General features: G+C 71.6%; 16 protein-coding genes. 11 read left to right on the top strand and 5 right to left on the bottom strand.

Annotated features, from left to right (window positions below; genetic code table 11):
* Positions 1-25 precede the first annotated feature (25 nt).
* From H284_RS0117055 to H284_RS0117080, 6 genes are read left to right on the top strand one after another with little or no spacing between them, the layout of a single operon-like run.
* Positions 26-871, top strand: coding sequence for a sugar phosphate isomerase/epimerase family protein (locus tag H284_RS0117055; RefSeq protein WP_029042989.1), 846 nt, complete (start codon positions 26-28; stop codon positions 869-871).
* Positions 868-2,013: a Gfo/Idh/MocA family protein gene (locus H284_RS0117060; protein WP_020077180.1), complete on the top strand. Its 1,146-nt coding sequence runs from the start codon at positions 868-870 to the stop codon at positions 2,011-2,013. The genes H284_RS0117055 and H284_RS0117060 overlap by 4 nt, the downstream gene beginning before the upstream one ends.
* The gene (locus H284_RS0117065; RefSeq protein WP_020077181.1) at positions 2,010-2,873 is read left to right on the top strand and encodes a sugar phosphate isomerase/epimerase family protein; all 864 of its coding nucleotides are present in this window, start codon (positions 2,010-2,012) and stop codon (positions 2,871-2,873) included. Before H284_RS0117060 ends, H284_RS0117065 begins: the two co-directional genes overlap by 4 nt.
* Entirely contained in the window at positions 2,870-4,162 is a 1,293-nt protein-coding gene (locus H284_RS0117070) for a mannitol dehydrogenase family protein (RefSeq protein ID WP_020077182.1), read from the top strand. Before H284_RS0117065 ends, H284_RS0117070 begins: the two co-directional genes overlap by 4 nt.
* Positions 4,159-5,418, top strand: coding sequence for a D-mannonate dehydratase ManD (gene manD / locus H284_RS0117075; RefSeq protein WP_020077183.1), 1,260 nt, complete (start codon positions 4,159-4,161; stop codon positions 5,416-5,418). The genes H284_RS0117070 and manD overlap by 4 nt, the downstream gene beginning before the upstream one ends.
* Before the next feature lie 25 nt (positions 5,419-5,443).
* Entirely contained in the window at positions 5,444-5,947 is a 504-nt protein-coding gene (locus H284_RS0117080) for a gluconokinase (RefSeq protein ID WP_020077184.1), read from the top strand.
* An 80-nt stretch (positions 5,948-6,027) separates the two neighbouring features.
* Here the strand turns inward: H284_RS0117080 and H284_RS0117085 are convergent, their stop codons facing one another.
* Together H284_RS0117085 and H284_RS0117090 are read right to left on the bottom strand one after the other, a co-directional pair.
* Positions 6,028-6,492 (bottom strand): MarR family winged helix-turn-helix transcriptional regulator, encoded by a 465-nt coding sequence (locus H284_RS0117085; protein WP_020077185.1) that lies wholly within the window; start codon positions 6,490-6,492, stop codon positions 6,028-6,030.
* The gene (locus H284_RS0117090) at positions 6,485-6,919 is read right to left on the bottom strand and encodes an SRPBCC family protein (RefSeq protein ID WP_020077186.1); all 435 of its coding nucleotides are present in this window, start codon (positions 6,917-6,919) and stop codon (positions 6,485-6,487) included. The genes H284_RS0117085 and H284_RS0117090 overlap by 8 nt, the downstream gene beginning before the upstream one ends.
* Positions 6,920-7,148: 229 nt before the next feature.
* On the opposite strand from H284_RS0117090, the gene H284_RS0117095 reads away from it, so the two are divergent.
* On the top strand, positions 7,149-7,766 hold the full coding sequence (locus H284_RS0117095) for a 50S ribosomal protein L25/general stress protein Ctc (protein ID WP_018191605.1): 618 nt from the start codon (positions 7,149-7,151) through the stop codon (positions 7,764-7,766).
* A gap of 9 nt (positions 7,767-7,775) precedes the next feature.
* Complete coding sequence (gene pth / locus H284_RS0117100; RefSeq protein ID WP_020077187.1) at positions 7,776-8,390, top strand: aminoacyl-tRNA hydrolase; 615 nt, start codon at positions 7,776-7,778, stop codon at positions 8,388-8,390.
* 108 nt (positions 8,391-8,498) lie between these two features.
* Here pth and H284_RS0117105 read toward each other — a convergent pair whose 3' ends face one another.
* Entirely contained in the window at positions 8,499-8,969 is a 471-nt protein-coding gene (locus tag H284_RS0117105; protein ID WP_020077188.1) for a hypothetical protein, read from the bottom strand.
* 99 nt (positions 8,970-9,068) lie between these two features.
* On the opposite strand from H284_RS0117105, the gene H284_RS0117110 reads away from it, so the two are divergent.
* Positions 9,069-9,773 (top strand): alpha/beta fold hydrolase, encoded by a 705-nt coding sequence (locus H284_RS0117110; RefSeq protein ID WP_020077189.1) that lies wholly within the window; start codon positions 9,069-9,071, stop codon positions 9,771-9,773.
* 57 nt (positions 9,774-9,830) lie between these two features.
* Entirely contained in the window at positions 9,831-13,451 is a 3,621-nt protein-coding gene (mfd, locus tag H284_RS0117115; protein WP_020077190.1) for a transcription-repair coupling factor, read from the top strand.
* 87 nt (positions 13,452-13,538) lie between these two features.
* Here the strand turns inward: mfd and nhaA are convergent, their stop codons facing one another.
* Complete coding sequence (gene nhaA, locus H284_RS0117120; protein WP_020077191.1) at positions 13,539-14,732, bottom strand: Na+/H+ antiporter NhaA; 1,194 nt, start codon at positions 14,730-14,732, stop codon at positions 13,539-13,541.
* A 113-nt stretch (positions 14,733-14,845) separates the two neighbouring features.
* Between nhaA and H284_RS0117125 the strand changes: the two genes are divergently transcribed.
* A complete protein-coding gene (locus H284_RS0117125) occupies positions 14,846-15,553 on the top strand; it encodes a nucleoside triphosphate pyrophosphohydrolase (protein ID WP_018191599.1) in 708 nt (235 codons plus the stop codon).
* Between the two features lie 14 nt (positions 15,554-15,567).
* On the opposite strand, the gene H284_RS0117130 is transcribed toward H284_RS0117125, so the two are convergent.
* A complete protein-coding gene (locus tag H284_RS0117130; RefSeq protein WP_020077192.1) occupies positions 15,568-16,035 on the bottom strand; it encodes a heme-degrading domain-containing protein in 468 nt (155 codons plus the stop codon).
* Positions 16,036-16,071: the final 36 nt, after the last annotated feature.

Genomic DNA, 16,071 nt, shown 5'->3' on the forward strand with positions numbered 1-16,071 from the left:
AGTGAGTGACGTGAACGGTGGAGGAATGGCAACACCCGTGAGCTGGACCCTCTCGGGGTTCGGCGACGAGATCGACGCGGACCCCGTGGTGCAGACGGCTGTGCTGCAAGCGCTCGGCGCCAGCTTCATCGAGGTGCGGAGTGCGTGGGGCGTCAACATCGTCGACCTCGACGCAGGGCAGCTCGACCGGCTCGCCGGCGTGTTCAAGGAGCGCGGGATGGGCGTCTCGGCCATCGCCTCGCCCGTCGGCAAAGTGGATGTGGCGCTGCCGGTGGAGCACGAAGTGGAGCGACTCGGCCGCGCGATCGCCGCGGCCGAACGGCTGGGCGCGCGTCACATCCGGCTGTTCTCCTTCTTCCGCGAGGAGGGCGTCCCGGTGGAGAGCATCCGAGACGACGTGATGGTGCGGATGCGCGCGCTCGCCGACCTCGCCGAGGCGGCCGGCGTGATCCTGCTGCACGAGAACGAGAAGGACATCTACGGCGACACCCCGGAGCGCTGCCTCGACATCGTCGAGACCGTCGGCTCCCCGTCCCTCCGTCTTGCCTGGGACAGCGCGAACTTCGTGCAGGTCGGTGTCGCGCATCCCTTCGACGACGGGTACGCGCTGCTGCGCCCGCACCTGGAGTACCTGCAAGTGAAGGACGCGCTGTCCGCCACCGGCGAGGTCACCCCGGCCGGGGAGGGCGACGGCCAAGTGCTCGAGACCCTGACCGCCCTGCGTGACGACGGCTACGCCGGCTTCGCCTCCCTCGAACCCCACCTCACCGACGTGAACGCGCTCGGCGGCTTCTCCGGGCCGGCGGCCTTCGGGCGGGCCGGACGCGCGTTCCGCCTCCTCACCGACCGGATCGGAGTGACCCTCGTATGACAGACCCCGCCACCACCGCACCCGCGTCGCCGTTGCGCGTCGCCATCGTCGGCTGCGGCATCATCGGCCTCAACCACGCCCGCGCGATCCTGCGGCATCCGCGCCTCGCGATCACCGCCCTGGTGGATGCGGTGCCCGCGGCCGCGCACACGCTCGCCGATACGATCGTCGCCGAGTCCGGTGCCGACCGCCCGGCCGAGTTCTCGACGCTGACTGCGGCGCTCGCCGCCGCCCCGATCGACGTGGTCGTGATCTGCACGCCGAGCGGGCTGCATGTCGCGGTGGCGCGCGAGGCGATCGCCGCCGGCACGCATGTCGTCATCGAGAAGCCCCTCGACACCGAGATGGGGCGGGCCCGCGAGATCCTCGAGCTCTCCCGCGCCGCCGAGCGCGACGGTCTCGTCGTCTCCGTGATCAGCCAGCACCGCTTCGACCCGGCCTCCCGGGCCGTCGCGGAGGCCGCGCATACAGGCCGGTTCGGCCGGGTCACGAGCGGCGTCGCGTCGGTGGCCTGGTGGCGCAGCCAGGAGTACTACGACTCCGGGCAGTGGCGCGGCACCTGGGAGCTCGACGGCGGAGGCGCGCTCATGAACCAGGGCGTCCACACCGTCGATCTGCTGGTCTGGTTCCTCGGCCGCCCGGTCGAGATCACGGCGCACACCGCCCTGCTCGCCCACGAGCGGGTCGAGGTGGAGGACATCGCCGTCGCGACCATCCGCTTCGAGTCCGGCGCGCTCGCCGTGCTGCATGCGACCACCGCGGCGTTCCCCGGGCTCGCCGTGCGCATCCAGGTGCATGGCGACCGCGGCTCGGCGATCGTGCACGACGACCAGCTGGAGACGTTCTTCGCCGACGGCGACACCGCCGAGCGGGCCGCCGACGTGGTTCCCGCGGCCGAGTTGCGCGGCGGCGACCGCGGGCCGGACGCCTTCGTCATCGGGCACCTGCGGCAGTACGACGACATCGTCGACGCCATCGACGGCCGGCGTGCGCCGGGCGTCCGGGTCGAGGACGCGTTCGAGTCGCTCTGCGTCGTCCGCGCCGTCTACCTGTCCGCTACCCTGGGCCGGCCGATCCGGTTCGACGAGGTGCTCGCGGGCGAGCTCGACGATGTCGTGGTCACGACGGGGGTGCCGGCATGAGGTTCTCCGTCTTCACCGCATCCACCCCGGAGTGGACGCCCGAGCAGGCCGCGCAGTACCTCGCCGAGCAGGGCTGGGACGGCATCGAGTGGCGGATCACCGACCAGCAGGAGGCCGACGAGCCGGGATTCTGGTCCGGCAACCGCGCGACCTGGCCGCTGACCGGGCTCGAGGACCGGCTGGACGACATCGCCCGGATCACGCGCGAGTCGGGTCTCGAATTCTCGGGCATCGGCGGCTACGCCCGCTGCGACCAGCACGACGACGTCGAGCGGATGCTCGCGGCGACCGCGCGGCTCGGCGCCCGCCAGGTGCGCATCACCATGCCGCGGACCGATTCCGGAGACTACCGCGCCCTGTTCGCCGCCGCCCGCCGCGACATCGAGTGGGCCGCCGAGCGCGCCGCGCACCACGGCGTGAAGGCGCTGGTCGAACTCCACCATGAGACGATCACGCCGTCCGCCTCCGCAGCGTTCCGTCTGCTCGACGGGCTCGACCCGGAACACGTCGGCGTCATCCACGACCTCGGCAACCTCGTCATCGAGGGGCGCGAGGAGACGCTGGCGTCGCTCCAGCTGCTCGGCCCGTACCTGGCGCACGTGCACGTGAAGAACGCCGCGTGGGTGCCGGGGGAGCCGGAGACCGACGGCACCGTCCACTGGCACCACGCGTGGGCGCCGCTCCGCACCGGCACCGGCGACATGGATGCGTACTTCCGGGCGCTGCACGCCTTCGGGTACGACGGCTGGGTCACGTGCGAGGACTTCTCGACCGCGGTTCCGCTCGCGGAGCGGACCCGCGACGACCTCGCCTACCTGCGGGCCGTCGACGCGCGGACCCGGCCGACGGCGGCCGCGTGACGCCGCCGCCGCGGTCCGCGCGCCACCCCGTCCGGGTCGCCCACCTCGGCCTGGGCGCCTTCCACCGTGCCCACCAGGCCTGGTACACGCAGGCCGCCGACGACGCGGGCGGCTCCTGGGGCATCGCGGCCTTCACCGGGCGCAGCCCCGAGGCGGCCCGCGTGCTGGCCGCCCAGGACGCGGTCTACACACTCGTCGAACGCGGGGCGGACGGCGACGCGGCCCGGGCGGTGGATGCGCTCAGCCGCGTCCACGACGGCGCGGATCGCGACGCGTGGCGGGCGACGATCGCCGACCCCGACGTCGCGGTGCTGACGCTGACCGTCACCGAAGCGGGGTACCGGCCGGGCTCCGGCGCCCCGGCCCGGGTGCTCGACGGCCTCGCCGCGCGCTCGGCGGCCGGCGCAGGCGGCATCGCGGTCGTCAGCTGCGACAACCTCGCGCGCAACGGCGAGGTGCTCCGGGATGCCGTGCTCGCGCTCGCCGCGCCCGATGCGGAGCTCTCGGACTGGATCCGCGCCGAGGTGTCCTTCGTCTCGACCATGGTGGACCGGATCACCCCGGCCACCACCGATGCCGACCGGGCGGAGGTGCGTCGGCTCACCGGCTGGGACGACGCGGCGCCCGTCGTCACCGAGCCGTTCACGGAGTGGGTGCTCGCCGGCGCCTTCCCCGCCGGACGGCCGGACTGGGAGGCCGGGGGAGCCCGCTTCGTCGCCGATATCGAGCCGTTCGAGCGCCGCAAGCTGTGGCTGCTCAACGCCGGGCACTCCCTGCTGGCGTACCAGGGGCTGCTGCGCGGTCGCGCGACCGTCGCAGAGGCCGTCGGCGACCCCGCGCTCCGCGACGAGCTGGAGCTGCTCTGGTCCGAGCAGCGCACCGAGCTCCCGTTCGACGATGCCGTGGTGGACGAGGCGCTCGCCGCCCTGCGTGACAGGTTCGCCAACGGGCGCATCGAGCACCGGCTCGCCCAGATCGGGGCGGACGGTTCGCAGAAGCTCGGGCCCCGCATCCTCGATCCGCTGCGCGCCCGGCTCACGGCCGGACGCCCGCCGGGCACCGCGCAGGCGGGCGTGCTTGCGGCGTGGGCCCTGCACCTCGTCCAGGAGGCCGGCGACCTGCGCGACGCGGGAGCCGCCGACCTGGCCCCGCGACTCCGCGCAGCACGGACCGACGCCGACCGTGCCGTCCTCGTCCTCGACGCCCTCGCCCCCGACCTCACCGAACGCACCGACCTGGTCGGCCTCATCGCCGACCGCATCGCATCCCTGCAAGGAGCCCCCGCATGAGAATCACCTCCGCCGACGTCCTCGTCGCCAGCCCCGGCCGCAACTTCGTCACGCTCCGCATCACGACCGACGACGGCGTGGTCGGGCTCGGCGACGCCACCCTCAACGGCCGCGAGCTCGCCGTCGCCGCCTACCTGAGTGAGCACGTCGTCCCGCTGCTGATCGGACGTGACGCGCACCAGATCGAGGACACCTGGCAGTACCTGTACCGCGGCGCGTACTGGCGGCGCGGCCCGGTGACGATGGCGTCGATCGCCGCGGTCGACACCGCGCTGTGGGACATCAAGGCCAAAGTCGCCGGGCTGCCGCTCTACCAGCTGCTCGGCGGCCGCAGCCGGACGGGATGCCTCACCTACGGTCACGCCTCCGGCGCGGAGCTGCCGGAGCTGTTCGACTCGGTGCGCGCCCACCTGGAGCAGGGTTACCGCGCCATCCGCATCCAGACCGGGGTGCCCGGCCTCGGCTCCGTCTACGGCGTCGCGTCCTCGCCGAACGCGATCGCCGGAGCGGACCCCCACGCGGGCGGCAGCACCGCGCGGTACGACCACGAGCCGGCCCGCCGCAGCGCCGTCCCCGTCGAGGAGCAGTGGGACACGCGCGCGTATCTGCGCCACATCCCGGGCGTCTTCGAGTCGGTGCGGAACGAGTTCGGACCCGAGCTGCCGCTGCTGCACGACGCGCACCACCGGCTCACGCCCATCCAGGCCGCGAAGCTCGGCAAGTCGCTGGAGCCGTACGACCTGTTCTGGCTCGAGGATGTGACCCCCGCCGAGAACCAGGCCGTGCTGCGGCGCGTGCGCGAGCACACCACGACGCCGCTCGCGATCGGCGAGGTCTTCAACACGATCTGGGACTACCGGGAACTGTTCGAGGAGCAGCTGATCGACTACGTCCGGAGCCCCGTCACGCACGCGGGAGGCATCACCGGCCTCCGCCGCATCTTCGACTACGCGGCGGTGTACCAGATCAAGTCGGGCGTGCACGGACCGACCGACGTCTCGCCCGTGGGGCTGGCCGCGGCCATCCACCTCGGCGTCGCCATCCCGAACTTCGGCATCCAGGAGTACATGAAGCACAGTCCGGAGACGGACGAGCTGTTCCGGCCCGGCTACCGGTTCGAGGACGGCCTGCTCGTGCCGGGCGAGGAGCCGGGGCTCGGCGTCGACTACGACGAGGTGCTCGCGGAATCCTTCCCGTACCAGGCGGCATACTTGCCGGTGAACCGTCTGCTCGACGGCTCGATGCACGACTGGTGACCGGCGACGCACGGAAGGAGCGCACGTGGAGCGTGTGCAGGTGGTGGTGATGGGCGTGTCCGGTTCGGGCAAGAGCACTGTGGGGGAGCTGCTCGCGGCGCGCCTCGGGGTGCCCTTCGTCGACGGCGACGCGCTGCACCCGCCCGCGAACGTCGCCAAGATGGCCTCGGGCGTGCCGCTGACCGACGACGACCGCATCCCGTGGCTGCGCGAGGTCGGCCGTGTGCTCGAGACGACGGCGCCGGAGGGCGTGGTCGTCGCGTGCTCGGCGCTCAAGCGGGCGTACCGCGACCTGATCCGATCGGAGGCGCCCGGTGCGGTGTTCGCGGAGCTCGACGGCTCCCGCGAGCTGCTCGCATCGCGGATGGCCGCCCGGCCCGGCCACTTCATGCCCGTGTCGCTGCTCGACTCGCAGCTCGCGACCCTCCAGCCGCTGCAGGACGACGAGACGGGGATGCGCCTCGACGTCGCCACCCCGCCGAGCGAGCTGGCGGACACCATCGCGCGAGAGCTGCCCGCCCGCGCCTGATTCCCTACCTCTGTGGGTCGCAACACGCCGTTATGGCCGGGCCATAACGGCGTGTTGCGACCCACGGATGCGTGCGGCGGTCAGTCCGGCTCCGGCGGCGTCGCGAGGACGGCCAGCCGGCTCGCGAACGCGGCCGCATCGACCGGGGCGAAGAACGCCGCGTCGGCGGCCTCGACGTCCGCCGTCGCTCCGCGTGCCGCCGCGACACCCTCCGCCGTCGGGCGGAGCACGCGCGCACGCCCGTCGGTGGGATGCGGCAGCCGCTCGACCAGCCCCGCGCGTTCGAGCGTGCGGACGACCTGCGAGGTCATCATCGGATCCGTCGCGGCGAAGCCGGCCAGGTCGGCCTGCGTCACCAGTCGCTCCGGCTCCCGATCGCTCAGCCAGGTGAGGGAGGCGAGCAGCACGTACTGCACGTGCGTCAGCTCGTGCGGGGCGAGGGCTGCGCGCATCGCCGCCTGCCAGCGGTTGGTGACCCGCCAGAGCAGGAGGCCGGGGCTCTGCGCGGCGACAGGGAACCGGCTGCCGAGGCCGCCGTCAGGCACGGGCCGCCGTGCGGGTCTCGGCCGCGTGGAGCAGCTCGGCCATCGCCACGGGGAAGTCGCCGGCGATCCGCGGGCCGAGCTCCGGGCCGACCGCGTCGGCGCCATCGCCGTCGATCTCCAGGGTGTGCGTCACCGCCGTCCGGCCGTCCGCCTGGGGCGCGATCGTGTGCCGGAAGGTGAGGGTCAGGCCGCCGAACGCGGTGCGGTCCGCGTAGACGCGCTCGGGCACGAGCTCCACGATCTCGGAGGTCATGGCGTCCTGCCCTTGCGGGGTGACGGTGATGGCCGTCCCGACCGCGAAGGGGCCGTGCAGCTCGAAGCGGTCGCTCTCCGGCCCCAGCGGCGTTCCGCTGTGCAGGTCGCGCAGCGCCGACCAGACCGCGGAGGCGGGGGCCGTCGTCACGTCGCCGTACTGAGTGGTCCACATGGTGGTCTCCGATCGATAAACTAATAAGCGCGCTTAGCTTATCCCCATCGGGTAGACTCGGCAACTGAACTTCGGCGAGGGATGCTGCCCCCAGCATCCGTGATCGACGCGGTGGAGCAGGCTACGCAGTCTTTCCTCGCGCACTTCGATGCGTTCGAGTCGAACAACAACCACACTGCGGGCCTCGCGGCTCGCCCGACTGCCGGACCCCGTCCGGCGAGGAGACACCATGGCAGACGAGTCCAACAAGGTCGCAGCAGAGCTGCGCGAGAGCTTCGGCAAGGGTGCGGCGCGCAAGATCCGTGCCGCCGGCAAGATCCCGGCCGTCATCTACGGTCACGGCACCGACCCCGTCCACATCACGCTCCCGGCGCACCAGGTCGGCCTGCTGCTCCGCAAGGCGAACGCGGTCCTCGACCTCGACATCGCCGGCAAGGCCGAGCTCGCGCTCGTCAAGGACGTGCAGAAGGACCCGGTGTCGCAGATCATCGAGCACCTCGACCTCATCCTGATCCGCCGCGGCGAGAAGGTCACCGTCGAGGTCCCCGTCCACATCGAGGGCGAGCCCTACTCCGGCACGATCGCCATGCTCGAGGTCAGCACCATCCGCCTCGAGACCGAGGCGACCCACATCCCGGAGCGCATCGTCATCGACGTCACCGACGCGGCGGAGGGCACCCAGTACCTCGCGAAGGACTTCGACCTCCCGCAGGGCTCGACCCTGGCCGAGGACGAGGACCTCCTCATCGTCAACATCGCGGTTCCGGCTTCCGCCCGCGCCGAGGACGAGGAGACCGCAGCGGCCGAGGCCGCCGCCGACGCCGAGGCCGCCGGAAGCGCCGAGTAAGCACCTCCCATGGAATCCACCCGTCAGGCGTCGTCCACGGGACCGTCCGACGGGCCGTGGCTCGTGGTCGGGCTCGGCAACCCCGGGCCCGGCTACGCCGCCACACGCCACAACGTGGGTCAGATGGTGCTCGACGAGCTCGCCTCGCGCGGCCGTCTCACCTTCAAGACCCACAAGACGAACGCGACGGTCGCCGAGGGTCGGCTGACCCCCGGCGGCCCGCGTTTCGTCCTGGCCAAGCCGAACACGTACATGAACGTGTCCGGCGGGCCGGTGTCGCAGCTGCTGCGCTTCTACTCGCTCGACCCGTCGCACCTGATCGTGGTGCACGACGAGCTCGACATCCCGTTCGACACCATCCGGCTCAAGCACGGCGGCGGGCACGGCGGCCACAACGGCGTCCGCGACGTGATCGCCGCGATCGGCACGGGCGACTTCACGCGCGTGCGCGTCGGCGTCGGCCGGCCACCCGGTTCATCGGCTGCAGCCGACCACGTCCTCAAGGGATTCTCGGCGACCGAACGCAAGAACCTCCCGATCCTCGTCGCGGATGCCGCGGATGCGGTCGAGCAGATCGCCGCCGACGGCCTCACCACTGCGCAGAACCGCTTCCACGCGCGCTGACCCGTCCGCCGCGAACGGAGGACATCCCGGGCTCAACCGGCCCGAACGCCTCCCTTTCGCGCGCCCACCGGCGTGCCGTGCCGGAACCTCCTCCGTTTCCGGCGGCCGTCACGCGGTGGGGAGCGTCGCCCCCAGCGCTGCCGCGTACACCGCGAACGACACGATCGGCGCTGCCGCGGCCACGATGATGGCCACGACGCCGAACGGCCGTCCGCGCTTCGTCGCGACCGCCACGATGCCGAGCACCAGTGCAAGGATGCCCAGCACCGTCCCGAGCAGGATCTGGACGCCCATGAGGAGGCCGACGGGGGCGAACGCCGCCGCCTGATCCGCCGTGAGATCGCTCGTATTGAACGAGAAGCTGGACGACGTGCGCGACGCGAGCGGACCCGCGGCCATGCCCACGACCACCGACGCGATCACCGAGAGGATGAAGACCGGGATCGCGATGGACATCGCCGTGATCCCGAGCGCGCGCGAGCGCGGGGGAGCGGGCGGCGCATCCCACCCGGCCGGCGCGTACGGCGACGGCGGCGGCGGGTACGAGTTGTAGTACGCGGGCTGGTTCGGGTCGGTCACGGTTCCCCCCTCGGGTTCGGGCCGCCTCACGGCGGATGCTCAGCCAGAGCGTAGCGGACACTCTGCCCCGGACCAGGCGCGACGCGTACCGTGACCGGCATGGAGTTGTACACGCGCGAGTGGGGCACCGGAGACCGCCTCGCGATCCTGGTCCACGGGGTCATGTCGGACTCGCGCAACTGGCGCAGGGTCGGGCCGGTTCTCGCCGAGCGCGGGTACCACGTCATCGCCGTCGACCTCCGCGGTCACGGGCACAGCCCCCGCGCAGAGGAGTACTCGGCCGAGCTGATGGCGCAGGACATCGTCGACACGGTGCCGGCGCATCCTGAGCTGGTCATGGGCCACTCGCTCGGCGGTCTGACCGTCAGCCTCGCGATCGAGCGGCTCGACCCGCAGCGCGTGATCTACGTCGACCCCGCGTTCTCGTGCCCGGCCGCCAACCGGTTCCAGCAGATGCTCGCGCCCGCCTTCCTGCGCACGCTCGCCCGGCAGTCGGCGGCGCGCATCGCGAAGCGCAACCCGCGCTGGGATCCGGCCGACGTCGCCATCGAGGTCGAGACGTTCAAGGCGTTCGACCGGGCCGTCCTCCCGGTGGTGGTCACTCCGTCGGCGATGCGCGCTCCCGAGGTCATGAGCGTGCCCTCGATGGTCATGCTGGCCGACAACTCGCAGCTCGTGAAGCCGGAGCTCGCCGAGCGGCTGCGCTCCGAAGGGTACGAGGTGCGCGTCGTCCCCGGTTCCGGCCATGTCATCAACCGCGACGACCACGACGGCTTCATGCGGGCCCTCGAGGGATGGATCTGACCGCTCGTTCATTCCGCACCCCTCGACCTGTCGGTGGGCCCACGTAGAATTGACCGAGTGATACTCCAGGGTCTGGTCGCCGCGCTCTCACGCGAGTCCTCGTTCAACGATGCGCTCGGCTATGCGGCGCGCGACGCCGACTTCTCGCTGACGGACGGCCTGCGGGCTCCGCTCCTCGCCGGACTGCTGCGTCGCCGGGCCGAGCAGGGCGCGTCCCAGGCGATCCTCCTCATCACGGCCACCGGTCGCGAGTCCGAGTCGATCCGCGGTGCGCTGCCGTGCATCCTGCCCGAAGCGGAGATCGTCGAGTTCCCCGCGTGGGAGACGCTGCCGCACGAGCGGCTGAGCCCGAGCCCCGAGATCGTCGGCAAGCGCCTGAGCGCGCTCCGGCGTCTGGCCGACTGGTCCGAGGGCGACCGCACCACCCCGTTCATCCTGGTCGCGTCGGTGCGTGCCGCGCTGCAGCCGCTCGCCGACAACCTCACCGACTACGCCACCGTCGCCCTGCAGGCGGGAGCGCGCGGTTTCGACCTCGGCGGCCTGTCGACGCAGCTGGTCGACCTGGCCTACGGGCGCGTCGACATGGTCACCCGGCGCGGCGAGTTCGCGGTCCGCGGCGGCATCCTCGACGTCTTCCCGCCGACGGCCGACCACCCCTACCGCATCGACTTCTTCGGCGACGAGGTGGATGCGATCCGCGCCTTCTCGGTGGCCGACCAGCGGTCGATGCCCGAGCCGATCGCCGAGGTGAGCCTGCCGCCGAGCCGCGAGCTGCTGCTCAGCGACTCGGTGCGTCAGCGCGCACGGGAGATGGAGCACGAGTTCCCGAGCCTGTCGGCCATGCTCGCCAAGATCGGCGAGGGCATCCCGGTCGAGGGGATGGAGTCGCTGGCTCCCGCGCTCGTCGACCGTCTGGTGCCGCTCACCCACTACCTGCCCGACGGCGCGGCGGTCGCCGTGCTGTCGCCCGAGCGCGTCGCCTCGCGCGCGGTGAGCCTGGCGGAGACGAACCGCGAGTTCCTGTCCGCCGCTTGGAGCGCGGCCACCGTCGGCGCGGCCGCTCCGATCGACCTCGCGGCGGGCGACTTCCTGACCCTGCAGCAGCTGAAGGACTCGGTGAAGTTCAGCCGCCCGGGCTCCCCGAGCCCCGACCACCCGTGGTGGACGATGAGTGGCTTCCAGGCGAACGACGTCCTTCCGGAGGAGCGCGAGCTGGAGGAGCACCTGCAGGTGCGCATCGACGCGGAAGCCGTCCCCAGCTTCCAGGGCAACGTCTCCGGTGCCGTCGAGCACGTCGCCACGCGCCTGCGCGACGGCTGGAGCGTCGCGATCGTCGCGGCCGGCAACGGGCTGGTCGAGCGAGCCGCCGATGTCTTGGCCGAGTCGGAGCTCCCCGCGCGGCCGGTCGACGAGTTCCCGGCCGACCCGGAGCCCGGCATCGCCTACCTCGTCAAGGCGACCGCCGAGCACGGCTTCGAGGTACCGGGGACCAAGCTCGCCCTGATCAGCGAGGCCGAGTTCTACGGCCGCGCCGTCGGGTACGACTCGCGCCAGGTGAAGAAGCTGGCGGCCCGGCGCAAGAACGTCGTCGACCCGCTGCAGCTGAAGCCCGGCGACTACGTCGTGCATGAGACGCACGGCATCGGCAAGTTCGTGGAGCTGACCCAGCGCGAGGTCTCCAGCGGCGGCCGCAATGCGGTCAAGTCGAAGCGCGAGTACCTCGTGCTCGAGTACGCGCCCTCGAAGCGCGGGTACCCGGGCGACAAGCTCTACGTGCCGACCGACCAGCTCGACCTCCTCACCCGCTATGTCGGCGGCGAGGCGCCGCAGCTGTCCAAGATGGGCGGCAGCGACTGGGCGGCGGCAAAGGGCCGCGCGCGCCGGGCGGTGCGCGACATCGCCGTGGAGCTGGTCAAGCTGTACTCGGCCCGTATAGCGAGCAAGGGCCACGCCTTCGCTCCGGACACCCCCTGGCAGCGCGAGCTGGAGGAGGCCTTCCCGTTCGCGGAGACGCTCGACCAGTTGCAGACCATCGACGAGGTGAAGGCCGACATGGAGCGGCCCATCCCGATGGACCGCCTGATCTCGGGCGACGTCGGCTTCGGCAAGACCGAGATCGCCGTGCGCGCCGCGTTCAAGGCGGTGCAGGACGGCAAGCAGGTCGCCATGCTCGTGCCGACCACCCTCCTGGTGAAACAGCACGCCGAGACGTTCCAGGAGCGCTTCGCGGGCTTCCCCATCCACCTGCGTCAGCTGAGCCGCTTCCAGACCGACAAGGAGGCGCGCGAGACGCTGCGCGGCATGGCCGACGGCACGGTGGATGTGGTGATCGGCACCCACCGCATCCTGGCCGACGGTGTGAGCTTCAAAGACCTCGGGCTCGTCATCATCGACGAGGAGCAGCGCTTCGGCGTCGAGCACAAGGACGCGCTGAAGAAGCTGAAGACCAACGTCGACATCCTGGCGATGAGCGCGACGCCCATCCCGCGCACGCTGGAGATGGCGGTCACCGGCATCCGCGAGATGTCGACGCTCGCGACGCCGCCGGAGGACCGGCACCCCATCCTCACGTTCGTCGGCCCGTACTCGGACAAGCAGGTGGCGGCGGCGATCCGTCGCGAGCTGCTGCGCGAAGGCCAGGTGTTCTTCGTGCACAACCGCGTCGGCTCGATCACGAGCATGGCCGCGAAGCTGGCCGAGCTGGTTCCCGAGGCGCGCATCGGCGTCGCCCACGGCAAGATGAACGAGCACGCGCTGGAGCAGGTCGTCGTCGACTTCTGGGAGCGGCGCTTCGACGTGCTGGTCTCTACGACGATCATCGAGACCGGCCTCGACATCGCCAACGCGAACACGATCATCATCGACCGCGCCGACAAGTACGGCCTCAGCCAGCTGCACCAGCTGCGCGGTCGTGTCGGACGCGGGCGCGAGCGCGCCTACGCGTACTTCCTGTGGGATGAGAACAAGCCGCTGAGCGAGACCGCTCACGACCGGCTCTCGACCATCGCAGCGAACAACGACCTCGGCAGCGGCATGCAGGTCGCGCTGAAAGACCTCGAGATCCGTGGAGCGGGCAACCTGCTCGGCGGCGAGCAGTCGGGTCACATCGCGGGCGTGGGCTTCGACCTCTACCTCCGGATGATCGGCGAGGCCGTCTCCACGTTCCGCGGCGAGGTCGCGGAGGGCCAGACGGAGCTGCGGCTGGAGCTGCCGGTCGATGCGCACATCCCGGAGGAGTACGTCGACAGCGAGCGTCTGCGGCTGGAGGCGTACCAGAAGCTGTCGACCGCGAGCTCGCCCGCGGCGAAGGACGGCCAGATCGACCTCGTGCTGGAGGAGCTGACCGACCGCTACGGCACCCCGCCGGAGGCCGTCACCAACCTCGTCGCCGTGTCGCGGCTGCGTCGCGCGGCGCAGAAGGCCGGGCTCGGCGAGGTCGTGGCGATGGGTTCCAACCTGCGCCTGGCGCCGGCCGTGCTGCCTGACTCGCTGCAGGTGCGCCTGCAGCGCATGTACCCGGGGTCGAAGTACCACGCGGCTCCGAAGGTCGCGACCGTGCCGCTGCCGCGCGTGAACGGCGAGGCGCTCGACGACGCGTCCCTGATCACGTGGGTGGCCGACCTGCTGGGGGCGCTGTTCCCGGAGAAGGAGCAGGCCGCCGCCGAGCGCGCCAGCTGACGCGACCCGTCCCGCTCCTCCGTGGGTCGCAACACGCCGCTATGCGGCGGCGATAACGGCGCGTTGCGCCCCACGGATGCGGCGGGGTCAGGCAGACGGCTCCGCCTGTGATTCCGGCTCCGCCCGCTTCCGCGGATCCGGGTGCGGGTGCTCCCGCCGGTTGCGCCGGGCCAGCGCGCTGACGAGGAACCCGGAGACCACGATCGCGACCGCCGACCCGAGCAGCACGGCCAGCGTGCCCTCCGCCCGGACGTCCTCCGACCCGGCGAACGCCAGCTCGTTCATCAGCAGGGAGACGGTGAAGCCGATCCCGCCGAGCGCGGCGACGGTGACGAGCCCGAAGAGCGAGATGCGCCCGCGTTCGGCGCCGCGCTTCGTGAACGAGCCGAGCCATCCACCGAGGGTGATGCCGATCAGCTTGCCGACCGGCAGGGCGACCAGGATGCCCCAGAACGCCGGCGACAGCTGCGACGGCGACACGGCGGGGATGGGCACCAGAGCCGCCGAGAACGCGAACAGCGGCAGGATGAGCCCGTTCGACCACGGTTCGAGGGCGTGGGTGACCTTCCCGGCGGGCCGGCGCGCCATGACGAGTCCGAGGGCGACGCCCGCGATGGTCGCGTGCACGCCGGAGTCGTAGACCAGCCACCAGGTGAGCAGCGCGAGCAGCACCATGAGGACACCGAGCGGCCAGCGCATCCGCCCGCGCAGCATCCGGCTCAGCACGCCGAACACCGCGACGGTGACGGCGGCGAGCGCCAGCTCCAGCAGGTTCGGGTCGGTGGTGAAGAACACGGCGATGATGACGATCGCGATGAGGTCGTCGAGCACCGCGAGGGCCAGCAGGAAGACGCGCAGCCGGTTCGGCAGCCCGCGGCCGAAGACGGCGAGCACGCCGAGCGCGAAGGCGATGTCGGTCGCGGTCGGGATGGGCCACCCCTGTGACACGCCGGTGCCCGCGGTCAGCGCCAGGTAGATCCCCGCAGGCACGATCACGCCGGCGACCGCCGCGATCGCCGGATGGATGGCCTTCTGCACACTATTGAGCTCGCCGACGACGAGCTCGTGCTTGAGCTCGACCGCGACGATGAAGAAGAAGATCGCGAGCAGGCCGTCGCTGATCCAATGGCCGACGCTCAGATCGAGCGGACCGGCGCCGAGGTGGGCGTGCTGCACGTCGAGCAGCGCGGGGCCGACGGCCGTGTTGGCGAGGAGGAGGCCGAGCGCGGCCGCTCCGAGGAGGAGTCCGGCGGCGGTGCGCTCGGATCGGATGATGCTCATGCGGTCACCAATCATGCGGGGTCACGGAAACGACGCCGACCAGACTTCCCGGCACACCGCTCATGACTCTACCCGGTGGCAGGATGGATGAATCGTAGAGCGAGGAGGTCGGCATGGGCGAGGCAGTGGGTCAGGATGCGGGTCCGGTGGTCGTACCGGAGGCCGCGACGAAGCTCGACGAGCTGGTCGCCGTGATGGCCCGCCTGCGCGCTCCGGGCGGCTGCCCGTGGGACGCCGACCAGACCCACGAGTCGCTGGTGCAGTACCTGATCGAGGAGACCTACGAGCTCATCGACGCCATCGAGACCGGTGACCGCGACGAGCTGCTCGAGGAGTTGGGCGACGTGCTGTACCAGGTGCTCTTCCACGCCGACATCGCGGCGCACACGCCGGGGGAGGACTTCGACATCCAGGATGTCGCCGCTCACATGACCGCGAAGATGGTCGGTCGCCACCCGCACGTCTTCGGCGACCGGACCGCCGCCGACGCCCGACGGGCCGAGACCGCGGACGACGTGGTCGGGTTCTGGGACGAGCTGAAGAAGCAGGAGAAGCCGGGCCGCACGAGCGTGCTCGACGGCATCCCCCAGGGCATGCCCTCGCTCGCGCTGGCCGACAAGCTGCTCGGCCGCGCGCAGAAGGTCGGTCTGCTCGACCTGCAGGAGTCGGGCGGCGTGCAGGTGGCCAGCGAGGACGAGCTCGGGCCGCTGCTGCTCGCGATCGTCGCGTCGGCCAAGGCGCAGGGGCTGGATGCGGAGCGCGCGCTGCGCTCGACTCTGCGCGACCTGCAGGACGAGATCCGCGAGCAGGAGGCCGTCTAAACCCCGTCGCTATCTCACTCGCTGAGCGAAGCCAGGTAGTCGCGGATACCGTCGGTCACCAGCAGATGGTCCTCTTCCGAGGTGAGGCCGGACGCGGTGACCGCTCCGACGACGCCGGTGCCGGCGACCCGGATCGGGAACGAGCCACCGGTGAGCGCGTAGTCGCGCGCATCGAGCCAGCCGAGACCCTCCACATCCACGTCGGCCAGGCGGAGAGCCACCAGGGCGCTGCTCGCCTCGAACCGGTGCACGACGGCCGCCTTCTTGCGGATCCAATCCTGCTGATCGACCGTCGTTCCGGGCAGCATGGCGCGGAACAGGATGTGATCTCCGCGCCGGATGTCGACGGCCACACCGGCGTCGGCCGCGAGCGCGCGCTCGATGATGAGGCTCCCCAGGCGCCACGCTGCGGCGAGGTCGAACGACGGCAGGACGAGCTCCCGCTCCTGCTGCTCGAGAAACGGGATCGAGAGGTCGGTCATCGTGGTCCTTCGCTCGGGGCCGCCGCACGGCGCGTC

The organism is Cryocola sp. 340MFSha3.1 (genome assembly GCF_000383315.1).
GTDB lineage: Bacteria > Actinomycetota > Actinomycetes > Actinomycetales > Microbacteriaceae > Leifsonia.